A 24,023-nucleotide genomic window follows, 5' to 3' on the forward strand; every position below is an offset into this window, starting at 1 on the left:
CCCATGATTGAAATTGAAAAACCTAGAATTAGTATTGAAGAATTAGATGAATCAGGTATATATGGTAAGTTTGTAGTTGAACCATTAGAAGCTGGCTTTGGTATCACTATTGGAAATTCCTTAAGAAGAGTGCTACTTTCCTCTCTACCAGGTGCAGCTGTATCATTTATCAATATACGTGGTGTAGAACATGAATTTGATACTATTCCAGGAGTATTGGAAGATGTACCTGAAATAGTTTTAAATATTAAATCTATAGTTTTAAAGATGACTGAAGATGAGCCTGTAAAACTAATTATTGAAAAATCTGGAAAGGGTGAAATTAAAGCTTCTGATATTGAGCTTGAACCTCATGTAGAAATTATTAACCCTGACCAACACATTGCAACTTTAAATGAAGATGCTGATGTGTATATTGAAATGATGGTTGAAAAGGGAAGAGGATACGAACCTTCAGAACTTAAAAAGGATGAAATATCTGAAATTGGAGTTATTCCAATGGATTCTAACTACACTCCTGTTGAAAAAGTAAACTGGAAAGTTGAAAACACAAGAGTTGGTCAAAGAACAGATTATGATAGACTAATCCTTGAAGTTACTACTAATGGTTCTATGAAAGCTGATGAAGCTACATCTCTTGCGGCAAAAATCCTCACAGAGCATCTTGAACTCTTCATTGGACTCAAAGAACATGTTGGCGAAATCAATTTGATGGTTGAAAAAGAAGAGGATCAAAAAGAAAAAGTTCTTGAAATGACAGTTGAAGAATTAGATCTTTCTGTAAGATCATTTAACTGCTTAAAGAGAGCTGGAATAAATAGCGTTGAGGAACTAACTAATAAAACAGAAAGCGAAATGATGAAGGTTAGAAATCTTGGAAAGAAATCTCTACAAGAAGTAACTGAAAAGCTTGATGAATTAGGACTTAGCCTCAAAGCTGAAGAAGAATAAGAGGAGGGCATTATGGCAAAAAATAGAAAACTTGGCCGTAATTCAAGTCATAGACGTGCAATGCTTAGAAACCTTGTGACTGACCTTTTAGACAATGGTAGAATTAAAACTACTCACACTAGAGCAAAGGAAATTCAAAAGATTGCAGATCGTATGATTACACTTGGTAAAAGAGGCGATCTTCACGCAAGAAGACAAGCATTATCATATTTATACTCTGAAGATGTTGTAACTAAATTATTCTCAGAACTTTCTGAAAAGTATGCTGATAGAAATGGTGGTTACACTAGAGTATTAAAAGTAGGTCCAAGACGTGGAGACGGTGCTGAAGTATCAATTATAGAATTAGTATAAGGAAATCCAATGGGGTTTCCTTTTTTTATACCCATTGATATAATAATTTTGGTGATAATATGATAAATGTAGTTGGGCTTGGATCAACTGATTATAAAGATCTTACAATAGAAGCATTAAATATTTTAAAAAATGGAAAGGAAAACTTTTTAAGAACAGATAGACATGAATCTGTTAAATATATAAAAGAAAATAAGATTGAGTACAAATCTTTTGATTACTTATACGATGAGCTGGAAAGCTTCGATGAAGTTTATAATAAAATTGTTGAAATTTTAATAGATGAGTCAAAATATAAAGATATAAATTATTTTGTACCAGGTCATCCTCTTGTTGCAGAAAAGACTGTAAAGCTACTGATAGAAAAAAATGTTCATATTAATCTTGTAAATGGAATTTCTTTTATAGAGCCAGTTCTTGCAGCAGTAGGTCGTGATGCAGTGGATGGATTATTGTTTTTAGATTCAGATGCAAAGAGATTTGATTTTGACACAAGTAAAGACATTTTAATAACTCAAGTTTATAATAATAGAATCGCATCGGATTTATCTTTAAATCTTCAAGAAACTTATGATGAAATGCATAAGGCTTTTATAATTACTGATGCAGGTTTAAAGTCACAAGAAGTTGTAGAGACTGAGATTTATAAACTTCCAAGATTTGATATGTACAACCATCAATCATGTGTCTATGTGCCAAGATCAGATGACATTGATTTCAACAAGATTTTAAGAAAACTAAATATAGAAACAGAAAATGAAAATCTAGATGAAGAAAGTTTTGAAAAGTTAAAAGATAAGATTATAAATCTTTCGAAAAATATAAATTTTGACAGCGAAGATGAGATTAACGATATAATAGTTAATTGTTTAATTATACTTTTATTAAAAGACAATGAAGGTTATATAAATTTTAGAGAAAATCTTAAAGAAATTAATAAAAATTGGATAAAATAGAGCTTTTTTTAAAATTTATGTAGAAAATAATAAGAAGTTGAGTTATAATTGTAACAGTATTAGTTAAGGTCCTTTGGGCAACCAAAGGCATTTCTAATAAATACATTAGAAAAAATTCTTCAAGGAGGATATAATATGAACAAATCAGAATTAGTAGCAAGTATTGCAGAAAAATCAGGTCTTACTAAAAAAGACGCTGAAATGGCTCTTAACGGATTCTTATCTTCAGTTCAAGAAGCTCTTGCAGATGGTGAAAAAGTACAATTAGTTGGCTTTGGAACTTTTGAAGTTAGACAAAGAAAAGCAAGAGAAGGAAGAAACCCAAGAAATCCAGAAGAAGTTATTAAAATTCCTGCATCTAAAGCACCAGTATTCAGATCAGGTAAAGCTCTTAAAGAAGCTGTAAACAAATAAGAAAAGAGGAAGGCAAGAGCCTTCTTTTTTTATACACAAATTGCCTTTAGTATTGAATTTTTCGCCTATTAATGATATATTCTTAGTGGAGTGAATTATGAGATTAGACAAATATTTAAAAAACTCAAGGCTTATAAAAAGACGTACAGTTGCAAAAGAAGCTTGCGAAAAGGGACTTGTTAAATTAAATGACAAAGTCGCAAAGCCAGCTGACGAAGTTAATATAGACGATATAATATCTTTAAAACTTGGAGAAAGAGAAATAAATGTAAAGGTCACTGATGTTTCCGATGTCAATAGCAAAAAGGATGCAGCGACTTTATATGAAAGAATGTAAGTTAGATAGAGGAGATTTTATGAATACTAGGAGAAGAAAATTTCCAATAGCCCTAGCAATTATAATTTTAATTACAGTAATATATGGTTCAGTTGTAATTGGAAATCAAATTTCAATTAGAAATCAAAAATTAGAAATTATTTCAAAAAATAAGGAGACTATTTCAAATTTAAAAGTTGATATAGATAATTTAAACGAAGAAATTGAAAATTCATCTTCTTCTGATTTTGTTGAAAAGGTTGCAAGGGAAGAACTTGGCATGGTTAAACCTAGAGAGATTGTCTATGTTGATAAGAGCATGCAGTCAAATAATAATAATAATAATAATAAAAATGAAAATGATTTAAATAACTAGGAGGAATTAAAATTATGGATTTATCGCCAGGCGATATTTTAGATGGCGTAGTTACTAAGGTAGCTAAGTTTGGTGCTTTCGTTGATTTAGGAGAAGGCAAAAGTGGTTTAGTACATATTTCTGAAATTGCTGATACTTTTGTAAAAAATATTGAAAGTCATGTGGCAGTAGGTGATGAAGTTAAAGTCAAGGTTTTAAGCATTGACGAAAAGGGAAAAATCGCTCTTTCTATGAAAGATGCAATGCCTAAGAGAGAAGAACCAAAAAAAGAAGAAACTGTTGATTCTAAATTTGAGGATCTTTTAAGCAAATTTATGAAAGAAAGCAATACTAAACTCGACGAAGCTAGAGCTAGATACAATACAAAGACAGGAAAGAGAAATTCTAGATGATAATAAGTGGTTGACTATCTAAGATAGTTTTCCACTATTTTTTTATTAATTTTATTATGGATAAATTATTTATTGAAAATTTAAAAAAATTAAATATAGTTAAAGAAAATGACAAAATTACATTGGCAGTATCTGGTGGTGCTGATTCAATGTATCTTTTTTATAATTTTATGGATTTAAAAGAAGTTTTAGACCTTGATATTATAGTATGTCATTTAAATCATGGTATTCGTGAAACTGCAAAAAGAGACGAAAACTTTGTTAAAGAGGTTTGCGACACTCACCAGGTCGAATTCATCGTAAAACACGCAAATATGAATGATTTTGCAAAGGAAAACTCATTATCTTCTGAAGAAGCAGGTAGAATTTTAAGATATTCTTTCTTTAGAGAAAATTCAAAAGATAGAAAAATTATGACTGCTCACAATGCAAATGACAATGCTGAGACTATTTTGTATAACATAATTAGAGGATCAGGTTTAAATGGGCTTGTTGGAATTCCAGTTGAAAACAATGGAGTTTATAGACCTATCTTAAATATAAAAAGAGAAGACATTGAAAAATATCTTCACGAAAATAATTTAAAATATTATGATGATGAAACAAACTTTGAAAAAATATATACGCGAAATAAAATTAGACTTGATCTTATTCCAAATCTTAAAAATTATAATGAAAATATAGTTGAATCTCTTTTAAGACTTTCTGAAAATGCAAATGAAGCATCTCATTATATTAACAATGAAGCAGATAAAAATTATAATGAAGCTATTGTTGATGGAAATTTATCTGTAAAATATTTAAAGAGAACAGATAAATTTATTGCAAAAGAAATTATTAAAAGATTTATAAAAGAAAATTTAAAAGATAGCGAAATTATCAATAGAAACAATCTAAATCAAATATATGATTTAATCTTTAAAAAGTCAGGAACTTCAATTGATTTAGGCGAAAATATAATTTCAAGAAAGTCCTACGATAAAATTATAATAGAAAAGATAAGAGAAGAAGAAAAAAAATCAAAAGAACTAAAACTTGGAAATAATATAACTGATTTTGGTATCATAAATTTATCAAGAGAAAAATTAAATGAAAATTCTACTAGCTTTATAAAAACACTAGATTATGATAAAATTAAAGGTGCGATTTATGTGAGAAAAAGGCAAAATGGAGATAGATTTAAACCTCTTGGCATGACTCACAACAAAAAACTTAAAGATTATTTTATCGACAGAAAAATTGATAGAATAAGACGAGATGAAATTGGAATTATTTGCGATGATGAAAAGATAATTTACATCTGTGGCATGGATATTTCAGAAGATGTAAAAGTTGATAAAAATACAAAGAATATCATCAATTTGGAGGTTATTAATGGCTGAAATTAAAAGAGTTTTGTTTTCAGAAGAAGAGATTCAAAAAAAGGTTAATGAACTAGGCGAAGAAATTACTAAAGACTATAAGGGTAAAAAAGTATTCTTATTGGGTATATTAAAAGGAGCAGTTCCTTTTATGGCAGATCTTATGCGTAAAATCGATTTAGATCTTGAATATGACTTTATGGACGTTTCAAGCTATGAAGGAACAGCATCTCGTGGAGAAGTTAGAATCCTTAAGGATATTTCAACTTCAATTGATGGCAAAAATATTTTAATCGTTGAAGATATTATTGATACAGGAGTTACATTATCTTACTTATCCAAAATTTTATCATCAAGAGGAGCAGCTTCAATAGAAATAGTAACTTTACTTTCAAAGCCAGAAAGAAGAAAAGTTGACCTTCCAGTTAAATACAATGGATTTGTAATTGAAGATGAATTTGTAATTGGTTATGGAATGGATTTTAATGAAAAATACAGAGGACTTCCTTATATAGGAATTCTTGATGAATCTCAATATAAATAAGATGAGGAGTGATATTATTGAATAAAAAAATTGGAGGAGCTGGTTTTTATATTGTCCTAATTATAATTTTAATTGCGACAATAAGATTTTTCAGCCCACCTGTAAACACAGTTGAAGAAAAGACCTTTACACAATTTGTACAGGAATTAGATAGCGGAAATATAGTTTCAGTTAAGCTTCAAAATGGAGTTGACTCAATAGCCGATGTCAAGTTAAAAGATGGTAAGACTTTTAGAACTGTAATTCCACAAGAAGCTGCAGATACTTTCTATAATGATTACTTAAAGGCAAAAAATGATGCCGGAAGTATTAATGTAGTTTCTACACCAACTAAGCAAACTTCAATGTTCTTAGAATGGATACCAACTTTTTTAATGCTTGGATTTTTAGTATTCTTCTGGTATAGAATTATGCAACAATCTGGTGGCGGCTCTAAGATGAATAGTTTTGGAAAGAGCAAGGCCAAGTTAATTAACAAGGAAGAAGCAAAAAATCTTGTTAAATTTAAAGATGTTGCGGGACTTGAAGAAGAAAAAGAAGAGCTTTCAGAAATTGTAGATTTCTTAAAAAATCCTAAGAAATTTATAAATATGGGAGCAAGAATCCCTAAGGGAGTTTTACTTGTAGGTCCGCCAGGAACTGGTAAGACTTATCTATCAAAAGCAGTTGCAGGAGAGGCAGGAGTGCCATTCTTTATAATGAGTGGATCTGACTTTGTAGAAATGTTTGTCGGTGTTGGTGCTTCAAGAGTTAGAGACCTTTTTGACACAGCTAAGAAAAATGCACCTTGTATAATTTTCATTGACGAAATTGATGCAGTTGGTAGAAAAAGAGGTACTGGACTTGGCGGAGGTCACGACGAGAGAGAACAAACTCTCAACCAACTTCTTGTTGAAATGGATGGCTTCGGAACAAACGAAGGTGTAATAGTAATGGCTGCAACAAATAGGGCAGACATACTTGACCCAGCTATCTTAAGACCTGGAAGATTTGACAGAACAGTTTATGTTGGAAAGCCTGATGTCAGAGCAAGAAAGGCAATCCTTGAAATACATGCAAGGGGCAAAAAACTTGCCGATGATGTTGATTTAGAAATTATAGCAAAGAGAACTCCAGGGTTTACACCAGCTGATCTTGAAAACTTAATGAATGAATCAGCATTACTTGCAGCTAGAAGAAATGACAATGCAATTTCTATGGAAGATGTAGATGAAGCATCAATCAAGGTTCAAGCAGGACCTGCTAAAAAATCTCGTGTTGTTTCAGAAAAAGAGAGAAAACTTACTGCAGTTCACGAATCAGGCCATGCAATTGTATCTAGACTTCTTCCTGAAGAAGATCCTGTGCATATAATTACAATAATTCCAAGGGGAATGGCAGGAGGATTTACAGCATATCTTCCAGAAGAAGACATATCTTTTATGACTAAGGGAAAAATGGAAGCTTCTATAATTTCTCTACTTGGAGGAAGGGTTGCAGAATCCCTTGTACTTGATGATATCTCCACAGGAGCATCAAATGATATAGACAGAGCTACAAAAATTGCAAGGGCAATGGTAACTCACTACGGAATGAGCGAAAAGCTTGGACCTATTAACTATGACTCTTCAGAAAATGAAGTTTTCATAGGTAGAGACCTAGGTAGAACTCAAGATTATTCAGAAAAAACAGCAGCAGAGATTGATGCAGAAGTTGCAAAAATAATAAATGAAGCTTATGCAGAATGTAAAAGACTTCTAAGTGAAAACCTAGACAAGTTAATTGCACTTTCAGATGCACTTCTTGAAAAGGAAACAATTTATTCACAAGATTTTGAAAAGATATTTAATGGCGAAAAGCTTGACCAAGATTCACTTGATAAAGACGAGTCTATTACTATTAAAGATTTATCAGATGAAGCAAAAGACATTATGCGAAGAGATAAAGATGAAGATTGATGAAAGCCTCTTATAAAAGAGGCTTTTTTTAAAGGAGGATAAATGGAGACGATTGTTCTTTTTAAGAACTTAGTTATATTTCTAATAATTATATTAATTGCCTACATTGTGAGAAGGACTGACAATGTTTCACATAATTTGCAAAAGGACCTTTCATATTTATTAACAGATGTTACAACTCCATGTCTTGTAATAACATCAATGGCAGTTGAATTTACAGATGAAAAAATAATTCAAGCAAGAGATGCCTTTATAGTTTCAAATTTAATATTTATAATTTCCTTTGCGGCGATTTTTATTTTCTTGAAGTTCTATAAAATCAAAGAGCCTAATAGGTCACAGATGATGGTTGGAGGAATACTTACTAATTTAGGATTTTTAGGATTTCCGCTGATTCAAGCAATGTTTGGAGCAGATGGACTTTATGTAGCATCAATTGTAAATATGGTGAGCAATTATTTCACTTATACATTGGGTCTTGCACTTATAAAGAGAAATTCAGAAAAACAAGGAAAGTTAAAGGCAAGGGACTTTTTAAACAACACTAATATTGCAACCATTGTTGGACTTATAATATTATTTACAGGATTTAAAATTCCTGAAATTCCATACAAAGTCCTTGTAAATGTGGGAGATATAACTGGAATACTTTCAATGATTATAATTGGATTAATGCTTGGAGAAATTAAAGTTAGAGATATCTTTAAAGAAAAGCATGCTTATGTAATGAGTATTTACAGATTAATTCTATTCCCATTATTTTTAATACTTCTTGTAAAGTTAAGCCCAATTCAAATAAATATGTTCGTAGAAAAAATTTGTGTAATTTTATTTGCAATGCCTGTTGCAACTATTACTGGAATCTTCTCTACAAGCTATGATGTTGACCCACCTTTTGCAACAAAAATTGTAATGATGTCCACAATGTTTTGTATAATTTCCCTTCCAATTATTCTCTTTGTTTACAACATAATTTAGGTGAAATATGAGATGCTCTTGGGTTAATTTAGAAAATAAAAAATATGTAGATTATCACGATATAGAATGGGCAAGGCCATCTCACAATGACAAGTATCTTTATGAAATGCTCATATTAGAATCCTTTCAAGCAGGACTTTCGTGGGAGATAGTTTTAAATAAGAGAGAAAATTTTAGAGAAGCATTTTCGAATTTTGAAATCGATGAAGTTATTAAATTTGATGAAGATAAAATAGAGGAACTTTTACAAAATCCTGGAATAATAAGGCATAGATTAAAAATAAAATCTGCAATAAATAATTCCAAAATATTTAAGGTAATACAAAGTGAGTTCGGATCATTTTCAAATTACATTTGGAGCTTCACAGATGGAGAGATAATATATGAAAATGACAAAACAACATCACAACTATCGGATAAAATCTCTAAAGACTTAAAGAAAAGAGGAATGAAATTTGTGGGAAGTACAATAATCTATTCATACCTTCAGGCAATAGGAGTAATAAATTCTCATGAAGAAGATTGTTTTCTCTATAATAAATTAGTTAAAAAATAAAACTTTATTTTTAATAGTTTTTATAATAAATTTTAAGTTTGCTATTATATATAATAAGCAAAAAAATTGGTCATGCGTTAAAAATTTTCAACTTGTTTGAGCGAGCGAAGTGAGTGAGTTTTGAAAATTTAGTATGGCCGATTTTTTTGGACTTTCAGCGCGTTTAGGTGTTCAGGGGTGGTTTGGAGGGGAGAAGGACGAGCCGATATTTGTTGCCAAATCATAGATTTGGACAAATAGTGGCATGAGACCTGCTACAAAATCATAGATTTTGTGCTAGGGCTTCATCGCAACGTCCTAACTCCCCTCCAAATGAAATAATTAGCTTTATTATAAATAAAAAAGTGGCGTTTAAGCCACTTTTACATCAATCATTATTATTTGTAACTGTCTTAGAAGACTTTGAACTTGATTTTGAACTAGATGATTTAGATTTTGAAGATTTTGATGATTTTGAAGATTTACTGTTATCATTATTTGAATTCTTATTATTATCATCATTCTTTTTAGTAGTCTTCTTAGTTGTGCTTTCTGAAGATCTTCTCCAACCAAGTTTATTTGTATAATTTGGAGTTGTTCCATCTACAAATAATTCTCGTCTTCCATTTACATATTTTGTATAAATTCCATCAGGTTGCTCAAATTCTTTTCTGTCTAGGTCTTCGTGAATCTCACGCATTATTTGCTTCCACAAATAAGCTGATTGAGTTGAACCAAAGGAAAGTCTTTGATTTTTGTCATTTCCAATCCAAACTGAACAAGTGTAGTAAGGAGTGTATCCAACAAACCAAACGTCTTTCTTGTCATTAGTTGTACCAGTTTTACCTGCCACATCTTGTCCTGAAAAAGCAGCATTTTTACCAGTACCACGTCTTACAACATCTCTTAGCATATCTGTTAATATATACGCATTTTGTTTAGATGTAATTTGCTTTTCAACAGGTTTTGCTTCATAAATTATCTCGCCAGTGTTAGATTCAATTTTTGTTACAACATAAGGATCAGCGTATTTTCCTTCATTAGAAAGTGCTGTAAAAGCTCCAGCCATTTCAAAAGGACTGATACCATAGCTCATTCCTCCAAGAGTTAGTGGAGCATATGCCATGTCGTTGTAAACTGGATTGTCTTCTTTTTCAACAATTGTACTAACGCCAATGGATTTTAGAGTATCAATCATTTTATTAATTGATTCTTCGTCATTATATGATTTTGAATAAGTTGAGTTTCTATTAACTCTTGCATCTTTATCTGCAGATATATCTCTTGCAACTTGGAATGCTCCAACATTTGATGATTGACGAACTAAATTTCTAATAGTTGTCCAACCTTGGTAGTAATTTCCTGCATTTCTAGGTGAGTGTCCAAATAATTTTTCTGGCATCTTAGCATCTAGATAAACATCGCCAGCTGTTGCTCCATTGTTAAAAGCAGTTAGATAAACTGAAATTGGTTTAATGGCAGATCCAGGTTGTCTTGGAACTAGAGCTCTATTTAAAAGCCTTCCACCACTTACATTTCTTCCACCTACAAGTGCCTTAACTTCGTGAGTGTTTTGGTCGATAATGACTGATGCAACTTGAGGTTGGATAATACCGTTTTTGTCTCTAAACACACCGTAATAGTATTTTGGATTTGCAACTACATCTTCCAATGTCTTTTGCATTTTTATATCCATTGGAGTGTATATCTTAAGTCCACCGTTGAATAATTTATTTGATGCTTCTTCTTCAGAATATCCTGAATTTTTCAAAATTTTTAATGTATTTTTTTGAACAACATCAGTATAGAAAGAAGAAATTCCACTTTCCTTTCTTGAACCAATATTTATTTCTATTTCTTCATTAAGTGCTTGTTCATAATCAGCTTCTGTGATTAGATTTTGTTCAAGCATCTTCTTTAGAACCTTTTTTTGTCTTTCTTTAGAAGTTTCATTAAACACAGCCTTCACTGGCATTAATAAATCATTTTTAACTTGAATTAAATCAAAGCTATCGATTTTACCAAGCTCATTTAAGTTTTTTGCAATTTCAATAGTTTTATCAGAATTTGGCTCTGAGTTTTCATTTTTAGGAAGTAGAACTACTTCAATATTACCTAAATCATCGCCCTCTTCAATAAGTTGTGTGTTATAAGGTGTGTACTTTTCTGGCAAATTAGTTACGCCAGCTAGTAAAGCACATTCTGCAAGAGTAAGATCTGAAACATCTTTGCTAAAGAAAGTCTTTGCCGCGGCTTGTACTCCAACAGTTCCCTTAGAAAAACCAGCAGAGTTTAAGTAAGCTTCAAGTATTTGAGGTTTAGTTAAAGTCTCTTCTATTTGATATGCATAGTAGATATCTGTAATTTTTCTAACTACACTCTTAGAAAAAGAAGTGTATAAGTTTTTTGCAAGTTGCATGGTTATAGTAGATGCACCTTGCTCAAAGGAGCGAGTTTTAATGTCGTGAACTAATGCACCTGCTACTCTTTTATAATCAACTCCATTGTGTTCATAGAATCTCTCATCTTCAATAGCTACTATTGCATTGACAAGATTTTCAGGCATTTCCTCTATTGGAACAAATTCACTAAATTGATCAGAAACTAAAGTCTCTATTAAGCTTCCATCACTTGCATAAATTCTAGAAGTTTCAGAAAGTTGAGAACGATACTTAGTAGGATCAATCTCTGGTGCTTTTTTAAAAACTCCAAGTACTACAGAAGTTCCAATAGTTCCCATTATAATAATTGCAGTAAGTACAAGAAGCATTAGAATCTTTATGATACTTGAAAGTTTAATCATTCCTCGAGGTTTATTGTTTTTGGAATCTTTCATTTAATAATAACCTCCCATTAAAAGTATTATAACAGAATTTATTATTTATAACTATAAATATGCATTAAAAAACCCCTCTTGCAAGAAGGGTTTTTTTAAAATTATTCTATTATTTAAGCTCTATCAATTGCTTGTTTAATTTTAGGAGCAATGATTGCAGCTACAACTGCCTTGATTAAATCTGGAATGATAAAAGGAGTCATTCCAAGTGCAAGAACTTTTGACACGCCCATTGGATTTCCAAGTACATTATTTAAAATAACATACATATAAGGAATACCAATAACGTAGAACACAACTTCTGCAATAATAAGTACAATCATAATCTTTTTAAAATCTTTTTCGCCATAGGCAAGTTTAGAAATTAAATATGCGCCAATTATAAAGGCAATTAAAAATCCAAAGGATGGTTTAAAAACTGATTGAAGTCCACCAGTAAAGCCTGCTAAAATTGGAACTCCAATTAGTCCAAGTAGCACATAAATAAAAACAGTAAGTGCTGCAAGTCCAGGAGTTAAAAGTAAACCTGTCATAAATACGAAAAAGTTTTGTAATGTAAAAGGTACTGGCCCAATAGGTATTGATATAAATGCGCCAACGGCAATAAGTGCAACTAAAAGGGCAACCTTTGTCATATCTTTAGTTTTAATTTTCATTTTTGTTACAACCTCCAAAATAATAATACCTAATGTTTACCATAAAGTCAATACAGTTAACCAAATAAATAATTTCCCCACAATTCCCCAAAATTCTTGTAAAATTTAAGTATTAAATATATAATAAATAAAGTTTTAATATAGAGGTGTAAAATGTTATTAGTAATAGATGTAGGGAATACTTCAATAGCTTGGGGAGTTTATAAAGGCGATGAACTTGTAAATGATTTTAGGACTTCAACTGTAAAGACTAGAACTTCAGATGAGTATGGTTTGATTTTTATTAACACACTTACTCATGCAAATATTGATCCTCAAGAAATTGAAGATGTAATTATTTCATCAGTAGTGCCAAACCTAATGCACACTCTTCCATCAATGGTAATTAAATATTTTAACAAGAAGCCAATTGTTGTAAATACAGATTTAAAATTAGGACTTAATATAGAATACGACAATCCAAAGGAAGTAGGGGCAGACAGAATTGTAAATGCAGTGGCTGCAATTGAGCAATATGGAGCCCAATCAATTATAGTTGATATTGGTACTGCAATGACTTTTTGTATAGTTGATAGAGATAAAAATTATCTTGGAGGCCTTATCATGCCTGGAATCGGAATTTCTGCAGAGGCATTATTTATGATGACTTCAAAGCTTCCTAAGATAGAAATTATTGCACCGGAAAAGGTGATTCAAGCTAACACTATTGGTGCAATGCAATCAGGACTATACTACGGATATACTGCAATGATTGATGGAATTATTGAAAGACTTTTAAAAGAACTTGACTGGAAAGAAGAAGAGACTAATATAATTTCTACAGGTGGATTTTCCACTATGCTTACAAGTGATTCTAAATTTGATGTAATAATTAACAGATACTTAACACTTGAAGGCTTGAAATTAATTTATGAAATGAACAAGGAATGAAGCGAGAATAGATGCTTAAAATACTAGCACCCATGGCGGGCTTTACAGATATTGCCTTTAGAGAAATAGCAACGGAAAAGGGAGCAGACTTAACTGTTACAGAAATGGTTTCTGCAATGGCGCTAGTCTATGAAAACAAAAAGACAATTGATCTTTTGCAAATCTCGCCAGAAGAAAAAAAGGTGGCAGTTCAAATTTTTGGAAGTGATCCAAAGATAATGGCTGAAGCTGCAAAAATTTTAAATGACTACGATTTTTCATATATTGATATAAATATGGGTTGCCCTGCTCCTAAAATCGTAAAAAACAATTCAGGATCTTTTCTATTATCTGACCCAACACTTGTTTATGAAATAGTAAAAGCTGTTGTAGATGCATCAGACAAACCTGTGTCTTGTAAAGTTCGCAAGGGAATAAAAAATGTATCTTCAATGAAGGCTATAAAAAATATCGAAAAAGCTGGAGCTTCCTTTGTTACAGTTCACGGAAGAACACGTGAAGAATACTATACAGGTAAGGCGGACTGGGACTTTATAAAAGAAGTAAAAGAAAATGTAAAAATTCCTGTTATAGGCAATGGAGATATAGAAACACCTGAAGATGCAATAAAAAAGATAAAATATTCTGGAGTAGATGGAGTTGCTATTGGAAGAGGCGCTGTTGGAAATCCATATCTATTTAATCAAATTGAAGAACTTTTAGAGACTGGAAAATATAGTGTCCCAAGTAATAGAGAAAAGCTCATGCTTTGTCTTGATGAACTCCAAAGAAAAATAAAATATCGTGGAGAAAAACTTGGCATACTTGAGATGCGAAAGGTATATTCTCATTATTTCAAGGGAATGAGAGATTCCAAAGAGATACGAAATGAATTAAATAGGCTTAAAGACAAAGATAAAATAATAAAGTTAATTGAAGAATATATAGAAGCAAATTAAGAATTGTCACTTGGCAATTCTTTTTTAAATTCTTGTAAATACTGAAATTTCTTGACATTTAAAGCACATTCGATTATAATAGCCTAGATTGAATAGTTTACTAAAAAGGGCGTCAAACGCCTTATTTTTTATATATAAGGGAGAGAGTATTTTGGAAAAAGATATATTTTTTACACCAGAAGGTCTAGAAAAAATTGAAAATGAAATTGAATATTTAAAAACCGTTAGAAGAAAAGAAGTTTCTGAAAGAATTAAAGTAGCTTTAGGCTATGGAGACTTATCAGAAAACTCTGAATATGATGAAGCTAAAAACGAACAAGCTCAAGTTGAAGAAAGAATTGCAAAGCTTGAAATGATGGTTAGAAATGCTAAAATAATAGATGAAAGTGATTTAAACACAGAAGTCGTAAATATTGGTTCAAAAGTTAAAGTTAAAGACATTGAATCAGGAGATGAAGACGAATACACTATCGTTGGTTCAGCTGAGGCAGATCCACTTGAAGGAAAAATATCTAACGAATCACCAGTTGGCTCTAAATTAATTGGAAACCACGTTGGAGATGTAGTTGATGTTGAAGTTCCAGATGGAATTATAAAGTACGAAATTTGTGAAATAACTATTTAGGAGGAATTTTTTTGAAGAATTCAAACGAAGCTAATCTTAATGAAATGCTCTTAATGAGAAGACAAAAGCTTGAAGAATTAAGACAAGAAGGAAAAGACCCTTTCATTCATGAAACTTATGATGTAGACGCATATTCTAAAGACATCAAAGATGAGTTTAACGAAGCAGATGAAAGAGAAGTTTTAATTGCTGGTCGTGTAATGAGCAAAAGACGCCATGGAAAGATTTGTTTTCTTGATGTGAGAGATTCTAAGGGAAATATACAAGTTTTTGCTAGAAAAGATGTCCTAGAAGAAAAATATGAAGATGTTAAAGGATTAGACATTGGTGATATCATTGGCGTTAAGGGAATTGTATTTCAAACTGAAGCTGGAGAAATTACAGTAAGAGCAACAGATTTAGTTCTTCTTTCAAAATCTCTACAAATTCTACCAGAAAAATTCCACGGACTTAAAGATCCAGACTTAAGATACAGACAAAGATATGTTGATTTAATCGTAAATCCTGAAGTCAAAGAAGTATTCTTAAAGAGAACTCAAATCATAAAAAAAATCAGAGAATTTTTAGATGACAGAGGATTCTTAGAAGTTGAAACACCAATCCTTGGCACAGTTGCAGGTGGAGCAAATGCAAGACCTTTCTACACTCACCACAATACTCTTGATATCGATATGCAACTTAGAATTGCCAATGAACTTTTCTTAAAAAGACTAATAGTTGGTGGATTTGACAAAGTTTATGAAATGGGCAAGATGTTTAGAAATGAAGGAATGGATACAAGACACAATCCTGAGTTTACAAATATTGAGCTATACCAAGCATATGCAGATTATCACGAAATGATGAGAATTACTGAACAACTTTTTGAATACGTAGCTACAGAAGTTTTAGGTTCTCCAGAAATCGAATACCAAGGAACAAAGCTTAACTTAAAGGCACCTTGGAAGAGAATCACAATGATTGATGCTGTTAAAGAATATGCAGGCGTTGACTTTAATGAAGTAGATACAGATGAAAAGGCAAGAGAAGTTGCAAAAGAAAAGGGACTTGAAATTGAAGAAAACGCAACTTGGGGCAAGATTCTTTCAGAAATGTTTGAAGAATTTTGTGAAGAACATTTAGTTCAACCAACATTTGTAATTGGACACCCAGTTGAAGTTTCTCCACTTGCAAAGAGAGACCCTAAAGATCCAAGACTTACTCAAAGATTTGAAGCTTTCATCAATAGATGGGAATTTGCAAATGCATTCTCAGAACTTAATGACCCAATTGACCAAAGACAAAGATTTGAAGCACAAGTTGCAGAAAAAGCGGCTGGAGATGATGAAGCTCATCCAATGGATTCAGACTTTATAAATGCACTTGAAGTTGGACTTCCTCCTACAGGTGGACTTGGAATTGGTGTTGACAGAATGATTGTACTTCTAACTGATCAACCAAGTATTAGAGATGTACTACTATTCCCAACAATGAAACCACTAGGAAATGAAGTTGCAGAAATGCAAAAAAATAAATCGCTTGATGATGCAAACTCATCAAATGAAAAGATTGACTTCTCAAAAGTTAAAGTTGAACCACTTTTCAAAGACATGGTAGACTTTGACACATTCTCAAAATCAGACTTTAGAGCAGTTAAGGTTAAAGAATGCGAAGAAGTTCCAAAATCAAATAAACTTTTAAAATTCACATTAGATGATGGAAGTGGAGAAGATAGAGTAATCCTTTCAGGAATCAAAGCTTATTATTCTCCTGAAGAATTAGTTGGAAAAACACTAATTGCAATCACTAACCTTCCACCAAGAAAAATGATGGGAATTGACTCTTGTGGAATGCTTTTATCAGCAGTTCACGAAGAAGAAGGCGAAGAAAAATTAAATCTTCTAATGGTAGCAAATAAAATACCAGCAGGAGCTAAAATATATTAATGAAATTAAGTCGAGGCATTTAAGCCTTGACTTTTTTTATTTCCTAAAAGTGGTATAATCGACATCGGAGACGGTATTATTTTTATAAACCGTACTTAAATATTTATAATTAAATATTTCTCCAAAAATATTTTTAAGGAGAGTAAAATGAAAGTATTAAGAAATGTCGAAGATGCATTGGAATTTACTAATGGAAATTACCAAAAGACTGTGGGCTTAGTTCCAACAATGGGATATCTCCATGCAGGCCACAAATCATTAATCGACGAAGCAAGAAAGAACAATGATATTGTAATCGTGTCAATTTTTGTCAATCCAACTCAATTTGGGCCAAACGAAGACTACGATGCATATCCAAGAGATGAAAAGAGAGATTTTAAACTTTGTGAAGATGCAGGAGTAGATGCAGTATTTACTCCAGATGCAAAAGAGTTTTACAAAAATCACAAAACCTATGTAACTATCGAAGACTTAAAGGACAATTTATGTGGCAAGACTAGACCAATTCACTTTAGAGGAGTCTTAACAGTTCTAACAAAATTATTCCACATATTTAGACCTACAAATGCATACTTTGGAAGAAAAGATGCGCAACAATATTTAATAGTTAAAAAAGCAGTAGAAGATTTAAATTTCGGTATTAACATCATTCCTGTTCCAATTAAAAGAGAAGATGATGGACTTGCAATCTCATCTAGAAATGTATATCTTTCAGATGAAGAGAGAAAGGCTGCTCCAATTTTAAACAAAGCTTTAGAAAAGGGGAAAAGTTCAATTAAAAAAGGAATGAAAGCAGAAGACTTAATCAAAATTATAAAAGATGAAATCGAGACTGAAAAGCTTGCAGACATTGAATATGTTCAAGTAGTTGATACAAAAGAAATAAAAGATGTCGATGTAATTGATAGAGATGTTCTAGTTGCACTTGCTGTTCGATTTGGCAACACTAGACTTATAGATAACTTCTTCTACGAGGTTTAAAATGATTAGAAAAATTTCATCATATATTGAAAAGTACTTAATTTTGATAATTTTACTATTATCAGCATGTGCGTTAAGATTTCCTGACGGTTTTAAATTTATGACAAATTATACTTCTCTATTTTTAGCAGTAGCTATGTTTGGAATGGGAACAAGTATTGAAGTAGTTAATTTTAAAAATTTATTAAAGTCTCCAAAAATAATTTTCTTAGGGGCACTTTGTCAATACACTATTATGCCATTACTTGCTATGGTTTTGTGTTTTGTATTTAAACTACCAAAAGACATAAGTCTAGGTGTAATTCTTGTAGGAGCTTGTCCAGGAGGAACAGCGTCAAATGTACTAAGTCATATAGCTGAAGGAGATGTAGCTTATTCAGTTCTTTTAACTATAGCTTCTACACTTCTTGCACCAGTAGTCACACCTCTACTAGTATATTTAATGGCTGGATCAATAGTTGAAGTTTCATTTTTTGCAATGTTTAAGTCAATTGTAGAAGTAATTGTAATACCAGTTGGACTTGGAATTTTTGTTAATGCAGTTTTAAGAAATAAAATTAAAAAAATAGATTTTATATTCCCATTAATTTCTTCTGCTGCAATTGCATTAATTATTGCTGCAATAGTTGGACTTAATGCAGAAAAAATCATGACATCAGGATTATTAGCCTTTGCAGTTGTAATAATTCACAATTTGTTTGGACTATTAATAGGACTAGGAGTAGGAAAATTATTTAACTTAGATTATAATAAGAAATCAACTTTATCAATAGAAGTTGGCACTCAAAATTCTGGACTTGCAGTGGTTCTTGCAAATACAAATTTTGCACTTAATCCATTAGCTGCACTTCCAGGAGCAATATTTTCAGTGATACAAAATCTTATTGGATCAATATTTGCTCATTTGAGAGCTGACATAAAACATAAAAAATTAGAAAATGTAGAAATAAATATTTAATATAGAAGTGTTGGATTAGTCCAACACTTTTTTATTTAAAATTCTATTGATAATCTTTCTCAAAAGAGTATAATATTTATAAAAATACTAGGAGGAAAAAATGAATAAAAAAAGACACAATTTAAAAACAACATCACTTGGATTAATATCTGCTGCACTAGGAGTTAGTATTGCATTTGGATCACTTCCTATAAATACATATGCAGAGATACAAAATAAGCAAGAAGTAACAGAAGCTAAAGTTGATAAAGATGTTAAATTATCAAGAGAAGATGAAATAAAACAAGCCAAAGAAGAGCTTAAAAAATATCTTGATACTTTTGATGAATCTGTAATTGAAAATACTTCAATTAAATACGAAAATGATTCTGTTAAAGAAGAAATAAAGAAATCTTTAAAAAGAGCTAAGGAATTATTAGAAGAAAAAGATATTGACGATGCAAAACTTGAAGAAATAAAAAAGATTCCTTTCAAGAAAGTTAATGGCAAGAAACAAGGTTTATTTAGAGATTATACACATAAGGCATTAGTAGATTTTGAAGTTGTAGGAGATAGAAATATTGAAAACCCACACAACCACAAGAAATACATTGCATTAAAAGATAATAAATTAAAAATTAAAACAAGCCTTAAGGAATTACCAAAGTCTGGCGAAAATGACAAAGTATTCTTAAAAATAAATTATGTTACAAAAGAAGATTTTGGAAATACTAAATTAGATGCAACAACTACAGCCACACCAAAATATAAAAAACAAGAACTAGATCCTAAAAACTACACAATAAAGCCAGTAGAAGATGGATTTGAAGTAAAGATAGAAAAATTACCAGAAAATACTAAGATAGTTAAACCTATAGTACTATTAAAACTTGCAAATAAAACATATTTTGAAAATGGAGATTTAGTATTTTTAAATAGTAAAGAATCAGCAAAAGAAGAAAAGTCAATTATCACTAAGTTTGTAATTGATAAAGACACATTTACAAAAACAGTAAATGGAAAAGAAGAAACAGTGAAAATGGATGTAGCTCCATTTATTCAAAATGATAGAACTATGTTACCATTAAGATATGTTGCAGAATCATTATGTGCAGAAGTTAAATGGGATAATTCAACTAGAACAGCATCATTTACTAAAGATAATTTAACAGCATCAATTCAAATAGATGGAAATAAAATAAAATTATCAGATGGAAAAGAATTAACAATGGATGCTAAACCAGTTAATAAAAATGACAGAGTTTTTGTTAGTTTAACTAATGTATCAAAAGTTTTTAATTTAACAAATGGAGATACAAAAGACGGAGTAAGTCAAGATATAGAATGGGATAATGATTCTAGATCAGTTACAATAATTAAGAAATAATATAAGCCCCAGATTGTTGGGGCTTTTTCTTATCTCTCGCGAACTCTTTTGACCGAAATATGCTCAATATTTAAACAATAAAACAAAACTCCATTTATACTTCTTTCAATGGCATCTTCAACTTCTTCCATTGATGGATAATATTTTATGGCAAATTCTTTTATCTTTTCCAACAAAAGCTTTCGATCTTCAATTATTTCAATTTTACCAAATACAATAGTTGATGATACATAATGTGACCAACCATCTTCTGAAAGCTCTTTATCTCCAAAGGTTACAAAACAGGCTTTATTATTTTTATTTATACAGTCAACTTTATAACCAACCTTAGCACTGTGAAAATAAATTTTCCCTTCATCTCTATTGTAATGGTAATTCATTGGAATTGAATAGGGATAGTCATCTTCTCCATTAAAAGAAAGTACTCCCCTTGGACTTTTTTCTAATAAATCTTTTGCATCTTCAATTGGCAATTCATTTTAACCTCTTCTAATTTTTCTAAACATATGACACCTCTACCTCTATTATGGCAAAAATTCAAAATAAATAATAGTTCTGATATAATAATTTTATGGAAAAATTATACAATGTATTTAAAAATATAAAATTCTTAGAAGAAAAAGAAATTGAAGAAATAATTTATGAAGATGAAATTTTAAAAATAATTAGGACAGTGTCTCTTAATCAAGTTACAGATTATTACGATCAAGATGAACTCGAGATAGTAATATTATTAAAAGGCGTTGCAGAAATTGAATATGATAGTGGAGATGTCATAGAGCTTAACGAAGGAGATGCCTTAGAAATAAAACCTCATGAAGTCCACAGAGTTAAAAGTCAAGAAAAAGCAGTGTGGCTTTGCATCTTTAGGAGCTGTATAAATTGAAAAGAATTTTAAAAGTATCAGCAGTAGTATTAATCGCATTTTTAGGGGTTTTCCTAGAAGCTAATCCAGAAATTCTATCACAAATTGGACTAGACAGTGTAGTAGAAATATTTCAAGAAAATAAATACGAAACACCAGATTCAAGTTACTATTTTGAAGTAGATAAAAATCCACCACAGTTTACTGAAGAAGATTTAAAAATGCAGGATGACTTTCAAGAGTTTTCACCACTTGATAATTTAAATAGAGTGGGACAGGCCAATGCGTTGATTGGACCAGATTCACTTCCAAAAAAACCTCGTGGAGATATTTCAAAAATCTATCCCACAGGATGGCATCAAAAGATGTACGACTTCGTAGAGGGAAGAGCAATTTACAACAGATGTCATTTAATAGCATATTCATTAACTGGAGAAAATGACAACTGGCTCAACCTAATGACTGGAACAAGATCCTTTAATTCACTTGGCATGGAACCCTTTGAAAGGATCGTTAGGAATTACATATACGATACAGGGAAAAAAGTAAGGTATAGAGTTACGCCGATTTTTTTAGGGGATGAGCTATTAGCTCGAGGAGTAATTATGGAAGCATATAGCATTGAAGATAATGGAAGGTCCATAAAGTTTAGAGTCCTTGTGAAAAATATTGAAAAGGGCGTAGAGATAGATTACAAAACTGGCAGGACAAGGAAGGCAAAATAATTTCAATAAAAAAATGAAAATCAGTTGACTCTCTTTTGCTGTATGTTATAATACTAACGTTTAAAAAGGAGAGAGCATTATGAGACTTAGAAAAAAACATTTTGCAATTCCTGAAATGCACGAAAACCCTTATGTATTCTTTGAAGGACAAAAGTATAAGGGCAAATGGAGAGAAGTATTTGGAAACGATAATCCAATATATCTAGAGATAGGTGCAGGTAAAGGAAAGTTCACAATTGAATCAGCAATGATTAATCAAGATATAAATTATATAATGGTAGATTTTGAAACTAATGCATTAATTTATGGAACAAGACAAATTATTGAGAGAGAACTTACAAATGTAAGAGCTATGCCAATTAATGCAGAACACATTTTAGATTATTTTGAAGAAAATGAAATAGATAGAATTTATATTAACTTTTGTAATCCATGGCCAAAGGTCAGACATCAAAAGAGAAGACTTACTTATCCAAGTCTTTTAGATAAATATAAAATAATATTAAAACCAAATTCACAAATTTATTTTAAGACTGATGATCTTGACTTATTTCAAGATAGCCTTGATTACTTTTCACTTTGCGGATATTCAACACTTATTGCAGACTTTGATATGGAAGAAGATGAATACCCACAAAATATAGTCACAGAATATGAAAGAAAATTCAGAAATCTTGGAGAAAAGATTAAATTTGGAGTATTTGAAGCAAATGTTAACTAATTAACCAACAACATTGACAATGATATTTCTAAAATATATAATAATTCCAGGAGTTGAATTATGGATATTTTAGAATTAAAAAACAAAGTACTAGAAGGTTATAAAATAAATAGAGATGAAGCAATTGAGCTTTACAATAGCGATTACGAAACACTTACAAAATCAGCAGATGAAATTAGAGAACACTTTTGCGGAAACGACTTTGACGTATGTAGCATAATAAATGCGAAGAGTGGAAGATGTTCAGAAAATTGTAAGTTTTGTGCACAGTCAGCTCATTACAATACAAATATAGAAGAATATGGCCTTTTAGAAGAGGAGATAATTGTTGCAGATGCTGTAGATAAATTTAACAGAGGTATTCCTAGATTTTCAATGGTATCAGCAGGCAAGGGTCTAACAGAAGAAGACATAGATAAAGTATGTAGAATAACTAAAAAGATATATGAAAAAGCTCCTGGTATAAAAGTATGCTTATCAGGTGGACTTATATCTGAAGAGGGATTTGAAAAATTAAAAAAAGCAGGCATAAAAAGAGTACATAACAATTTAGAAACATCAAGGAATTACTTCGACAAAGTTTGTACTACACACACTTATGACCAAAAAATAGAAACAATTAAAGCTGCACAAGAAGCAGGAATGGAAATATGTTCTGGTGGACTAATAGGTCTAGGAGAATCTTTTGAAGATAGAATAGACATGGCACTTGAACTAAGAGATTTAAACGTAAAATCAATACCAGTAAACCTATTAAATCCAATTAAGAACACACCTTATGAAAACAATAAAATACTTCCAATGGAAGAAGTAAATAGAACTTGTGCAACATTTAGATTTATAAATCCAGATGCCTCAATAAGATTAGCAGGTGGAAGAGCATTAATGGAAGAATTTGGCGAATCTGCATTTAAAAGTGGAGCCAATGCAACAATATCAGGAGTGCTTTTAACAACACAAGGGGCTAGTATAGAAGAAGACATGGAGAGATTTAAAGAGCTTAATTACAATGTAAAAGCAGTGTAAATAAAAAAATATAAAAAACTACTTGACAATAAAATTAGAATTTAGTAATATATAACAGCTGTCGCAAACAGCTGTTATTTTTTTAAAAATAAAATAAAAAAACAGTTGACAAAAATAAATGCAGATGATAAACTATAATAGTTGTCTCGAAAGACAGCATAACTTCTGTAAAGTCAGTGTAAATACAAAATAAAAATTCTAAAAAATTTGTAAAAAACACTTGACAAAGTAAAATTACGAAGTTATAATAAATAAGCTACTTCGTTGAGGTAGCAAGAAACATGATAATTAAATAGTGTGAAGATATAAAATCGATATAATCGATAACAATCGTGATAAAATCACAAAGCAAACCAG

Annotated in this window: 26 protein-coding genes; 23 read left to right on the top strand and 3 right to left on the bottom strand. The window is 31.0% G+C overall.

The window, feature by feature from the left end; translation table 11 throughout:
- The first annotated feature begins 3 nt into the window (after positions 1-3).
- From KQI68_RS03535 to KQI68_RS03590, 12 genes are all read left to right on the top strand, one after another.
- Positions 4-951, top strand: a complete 948-nt coding sequence (locus tag KQI68_RS03535; RefSeq protein WP_216548747.1) for a DNA-directed RNA polymerase subunit alpha — start codon at positions 4-6, stop codon at positions 949-951.
- Between the two features lie 12 nt (positions 952-963).
- Positions 964-1,305, top strand: a complete 342-nt coding sequence (gene rplQ, locus KQI68_RS03540) for a 50S ribosomal protein L17 (RefSeq protein WP_216548748.1) — start codon at positions 964-966, stop codon at positions 1,303-1,305.
- 59 nt (positions 1,306-1,364) lie between these two features.
- Positions 1,365-2,261 carry an SAM-dependent methyltransferase gene (locus KQI68_RS03545; RefSeq protein WP_246541231.1) on the top strand — a complete coding sequence of 299 codons (897 nt, stop codon included), beginning with the start codon at positions 1,365-1,367 and terminating at the stop codon, positions 2,259-2,261.
- A 135-nt stretch (positions 2,262-2,396) separates the two neighbouring features.
- Positions 2,397-2,675, top strand: a complete 279-nt coding sequence (locus KQI68_RS03550; protein ID WP_216548749.1) for an HU family DNA-binding protein — start codon at positions 2,397-2,399, stop codon at positions 2,673-2,675.
- 97 nt (positions 2,676-2,772) lie between these two features.
- Complete coding sequence (locus tag KQI68_RS03555) at positions 2,773-3,012, top strand: RNA-binding S4 domain-containing protein (protein ID WP_216548750.1); 240 nt, start codon at positions 2,773-2,775, stop codon at positions 3,010-3,012.
- A gap of 19 nt (positions 3,013-3,031) precedes the next feature.
- Positions 3,032-3,367: an FtsB family cell division protein gene (locus KQI68_RS03560; RefSeq protein ID WP_216548751.1), complete on the top strand. Its 336-nt coding sequence runs from the start codon at positions 3,032-3,034 to the stop codon at positions 3,365-3,367.
- 14 nt (positions 3,368-3,381) lie between these two features.
- Positions 3,382-3,759 (top strand): S1 RNA-binding domain-containing protein, encoded by a 378-nt coding sequence (locus KQI68_RS03565; RefSeq protein ID WP_216548752.1) that lies wholly within the window; start codon positions 3,382-3,384, stop codon positions 3,757-3,759.
- Between the two features lie 56 nt (positions 3,760-3,815).
- Positions 3,816-5,141: a tRNA lysidine(34) synthetase TilS gene (gene tilS / locus KQI68_RS03570; RefSeq protein ID WP_216548753.1), complete on the top strand. Its 1,326-nt coding sequence runs from the start codon at positions 3,816-3,818 to the stop codon at positions 5,139-5,141.
- Positions 5,134-5,664: a hypoxanthine phosphoribosyltransferase gene (gene hpt, locus KQI68_RS03575; protein ID WP_216548754.1), complete on the top strand. Its 531-nt coding sequence runs from the start codon at positions 5,134-5,136 to the stop codon at positions 5,662-5,664. The genes tilS and hpt overlap by 8 nt, the downstream gene beginning before the upstream one ends.
- 17 nt (positions 5,665-5,681) lie before the next feature.
- Entirely contained in the window at positions 5,682-7,601 is a 1,920-nt protein-coding gene (gene ftsH / locus KQI68_RS03580) for an ATP-dependent zinc metalloprotease FtsH (protein ID WP_246541232.1), read from the top strand.
- A 42-nt stretch (positions 7,602-7,643) separates the two neighbouring features.
- Positions 7,644-8,579, top strand: a complete 936-nt coding sequence (locus tag KQI68_RS03585) for an AEC family transporter (RefSeq protein WP_216548756.1) — start codon at positions 7,644-7,646, stop codon at positions 8,577-8,579.
- A gap of 7 nt (positions 8,580-8,586) precedes the next feature.
- Positions 8,587-9,135: a DNA-3-methyladenine glycosylase I gene (locus KQI68_RS03590; protein ID WP_216548757.1), complete on the top strand. Its 549-nt coding sequence runs from the start codon at positions 8,587-8,589 to the stop codon at positions 9,133-9,135.
- Between the two features lie 367 nt (positions 9,136-9,502).
- On the opposite strand, the gene KQI68_RS03595 is transcribed toward KQI68_RS03590, so the two are convergent.
- On the bottom strand, positions 9,503-11,950 hold the full coding sequence (locus KQI68_RS03595) for a transglycosylase domain-containing protein (RefSeq protein ID WP_216548758.1): 2,448 nt from the start codon (positions 11,948-11,950) through the stop codon (positions 9,503-9,505).
- 113 nt (positions 11,951-12,063) lie between these two features.
- Entirely contained in the window at positions 12,064-12,606 is a 543-nt protein-coding gene (locus tag KQI68_RS03600) for a biotin transporter BioY (RefSeq protein WP_216548759.1), read from the bottom strand.
- Between the two features lie 153 nt (positions 12,607-12,759).
- Here KQI68_RS03600 and KQI68_RS03605 point away from each other — a divergent pair, with 153 nt between their 5' ends.
- The 7 genes from KQI68_RS03605 to KQI68_RS03635 all read left to right on the top strand — a co-directional run bounded on the left by KQI68_RS03605 (position 12,760) and on the right by KQI68_RS03635 (position 20,329).
- Complete coding sequence (locus KQI68_RS03605; RefSeq protein WP_216548760.1) at positions 12,760-13,536, top strand: type III pantothenate kinase; 777 nt, start codon at positions 12,760-12,762, stop codon at positions 13,534-13,536.
- Between the two features lie 11 nt (positions 13,537-13,547).
- Positions 13,548-14,474, top strand: coding sequence for a tRNA dihydrouridine synthase DusB (gene dusB, locus KQI68_RS03610; RefSeq protein ID WP_216548761.1), 927 nt, complete (start codon positions 13,548-13,550; stop codon positions 14,472-14,474).
- Between the two features lie 151 nt (positions 14,475-14,625).
- On the top strand, positions 14,626-15,099 hold the full coding sequence (gene greA, locus KQI68_RS03615) for a transcription elongation factor GreA (RefSeq protein ID WP_216548762.1): 474 nt from the start codon (positions 14,626-14,628) through the stop codon (positions 15,097-15,099).
- A 44-nt stretch (positions 15,100-15,143) separates the two neighbouring features.
- Entirely contained in the window at positions 15,144-17,024 is a 1,881-nt protein-coding gene (gene lysS / locus KQI68_RS03620; protein ID WP_425516608.1) for a lysine--tRNA ligase, read from the top strand.
- Between the two features lie 147 nt (positions 17,025-17,171).
- Entirely contained in the window at positions 17,172-18,005 is an 834-nt protein-coding gene (gene panC, locus KQI68_RS03625) for a pantoate--beta-alanine ligase (protein WP_216548764.1), read from the top strand.
- Position 18,006: 1 nt separating this feature from the next.
- Complete coding sequence (locus KQI68_RS03630) at positions 18,007-18,963, top strand: bile acid:sodium symporter family protein (protein ID WP_216548765.1); 957 nt, start codon at positions 18,007-18,009, stop codon at positions 18,961-18,963.
- A 100-nt stretch (positions 18,964-19,063) separates the two neighbouring features.
- Positions 19,064-20,329 carry a copper amine oxidase N-terminal domain-containing protein gene (locus tag KQI68_RS03635; RefSeq protein ID WP_216548766.1) on the top strand — a complete coding sequence of 422 codons (1,266 nt, stop codon included), beginning with the start codon at positions 19,064-19,066 and terminating at the stop codon, positions 20,327-20,329.
- A 29-nt stretch (positions 20,330-20,358) separates the two neighbouring features.
- On the opposite strand, the gene KQI68_RS03640 is transcribed toward KQI68_RS03635, so the two are convergent.
- Positions 20,359-20,802: a pyridoxamine 5'-phosphate oxidase family protein gene (locus tag KQI68_RS03640; protein WP_246541233.1), complete on the bottom strand. Its 444-nt coding sequence runs from the start codon at positions 20,800-20,802 to the stop codon at positions 20,359-20,361.
- A 98-nt stretch (positions 20,803-20,900) separates the two neighbouring features.
- Between KQI68_RS03640 and KQI68_RS03645 the strand changes: the two genes are divergently transcribed.
- The 4 genes from KQI68_RS03645 (at position 20,901) to bioB (ending at position 23,666) form a co-directional block, all read left to right on the top strand.
- Entirely contained in the window at positions 20,901-21,215 is a 315-nt protein-coding gene (locus tag KQI68_RS03645) for a cupin domain-containing protein (protein WP_216548767.1), read from the top strand.
- Positions 21,212-21,919: a DNA/RNA non-specific endonuclease gene (locus tag KQI68_RS03650; RefSeq protein ID WP_246541234.1), complete on the top strand. Its 708-nt coding sequence runs from the start codon at positions 21,212-21,214 to the stop codon at positions 21,917-21,919. Before KQI68_RS03645 ends, KQI68_RS03650 begins: the two co-directional genes overlap by 4 nt.
- A gap of 79 nt (positions 21,920-21,998) precedes the next feature.
- On the top strand, positions 21,999-22,640 hold the full coding sequence (trmB, locus tag KQI68_RS03655) for a tRNA (guanosine(46)-N7)-methyltransferase TrmB (protein WP_216548768.1): 642 nt from the start codon (positions 21,999-22,001) through the stop codon (positions 22,638-22,640).
- 60 nt (positions 22,641-22,700) lie between these two features.
- A complete protein-coding gene (gene bioB, locus KQI68_RS03660) occupies positions 22,701-23,666 on the top strand; it encodes a biotin synthase BioB (protein ID WP_216548769.1) in 966 nt (321 codons plus the stop codon).
- Positions 23,667-24,023 lie beyond the last annotated feature (357 nt).

This window comes from Peptoniphilus ovalis, from assembly GCF_018919265.1.
Lineage (GTDB): Bacteria > Bacillota > Clostridia > Tissierellales > Peptoniphilaceae > Peptoniphilus_A > Peptoniphilus_A ovalis.

Coding starts and splice junctions, on each gene's coding strand:
- KQI68_RS03600 (WP_216548759.1), bottom strand. CDS start 12,606: ATGAAAATTAAAACTAAAGATATGACAAAGGTTGCCCTTTTAGTTGCA.
- KQI68_RS03585 (WP_216548756.1), top strand. CDS start 7,644: ATGGAGACGATTGTTCTTTTTAAGAACTTAGTTATATTTCTAATAATT.
- panC (WP_216548764.1), top strand. CDS start 17,172: ATGAAAGTATTAAGAAATGTCGAAGATGCATTGGAATTTACTAATGGA.
- KQI68_RS03550 (WP_216548749.1), top strand. CDS start 2,397: ATGAACAAATCAGAATTAGTAGCAAGTATTGCAGAAAAATCAGGTCTT.
- KQI68_RS03595 (WP_216548758.1), bottom strand. CDS start 11,950: ATGAAAGATTCCAAAAACAATAAACCTCGAGGAATGATTAAACTTTCA.
- rplQ (WP_216548748.1), top strand. CDS start 964: ATGGCAAAAAATAGAAAACTTGGCCGTAATTCAAGTCATAGACGTGCA.
- KQI68_RS03535 (WP_216548747.1), top strand. CDS start 4: ATGATTGAAATTGAAAAACCTAGAATTAGTATTGAAGAATTAGATGAA.
- KQI68_RS03590 (WP_216548757.1), top strand. CDS start 8,587: ATGAGATGCTCTTGGGTTAATTTAGAAAATAAAAAATATGTAGATTAT.
- KQI68_RS03560 (WP_216548751.1), top strand. CDS start 3,032: ATGAATACTAGGAGAAGAAAATTTCCAATAGCCCTAGCAATTATAATT.
- tilS (WP_216548753.1), top strand. CDS start 3,816: ATGGATAAATTATTTATTGAAAATTTAAAAAAATTAAATATAGTTAAA.
- bioB (WP_216548769.1), top strand. CDS start 22,701: ATGGATATTTTAGAATTAAAAAACAAAGTACTAGAAGGTTATAAAATA.
- hpt (WP_216548754.1), top strand. CDS start 5,134: ATGGCTGAAATTAAAAGAGTTTTGTTTTCAGAAGAAGAGATTCAAAAA.
- lysS (WP_425516608.1), top strand. CDS start 15,144: ATGCTCTTAATGAGAAGACAAAAGCTTGAAGAATTAAGACAAGAAGGA.
- KQI68_RS03645 (WP_216548767.1), top strand. CDS start 20,901: ATGGAAAAATTATACAATGTATTTAAAAATATAAAATTCTTAGAAGAA.
- trmB (WP_216548768.1), top strand. CDS start 21,999: ATGAGACTTAGAAAAAAACATTTTGCAATTCCTGAAATGCACGAAAAC.
- KQI68_RS03635 (WP_216548766.1), top strand. CDS start 19,064: ATGAATAAAAAAAGACACAATTTAAAAACAACATCACTTGGATTAATA.
- KQI68_RS03555 (WP_216548750.1), top strand. CDS start 2,773: ATGAGATTAGACAAATATTTAAAAAACTCAAGGCTTATAAAAAGACGT.
- KQI68_RS03565 (WP_216548752.1), top strand. CDS start 3,382: ATGGATTTATCGCCAGGCGATATTTTAGATGGCGTAGTTACTAAGGTA.
- KQI68_RS03630 (WP_216548765.1), top strand. CDS start 18,007: ATGATTAGAAAAATTTCATCATATATTGAAAAGTACTTAATTTTGATA.
- dusB (WP_216548761.1), top strand. CDS start 13,548: ATGCTTAAAATACTAGCACCCATGGCGGGCTTTACAGATATTGCCTTT.
- KQI68_RS03545 (WP_246541231.1), top strand. CDS start 1,365: ATGATAAATGTAGTTGGGCTTGGATCAACTGATTATAAAGATCTTACA.
- KQI68_RS03605 (WP_216548760.1), top strand. CDS start 12,760: ATGTTATTAGTAATAGATGTAGGGAATACTTCAATAGCTTGGGGAGTT.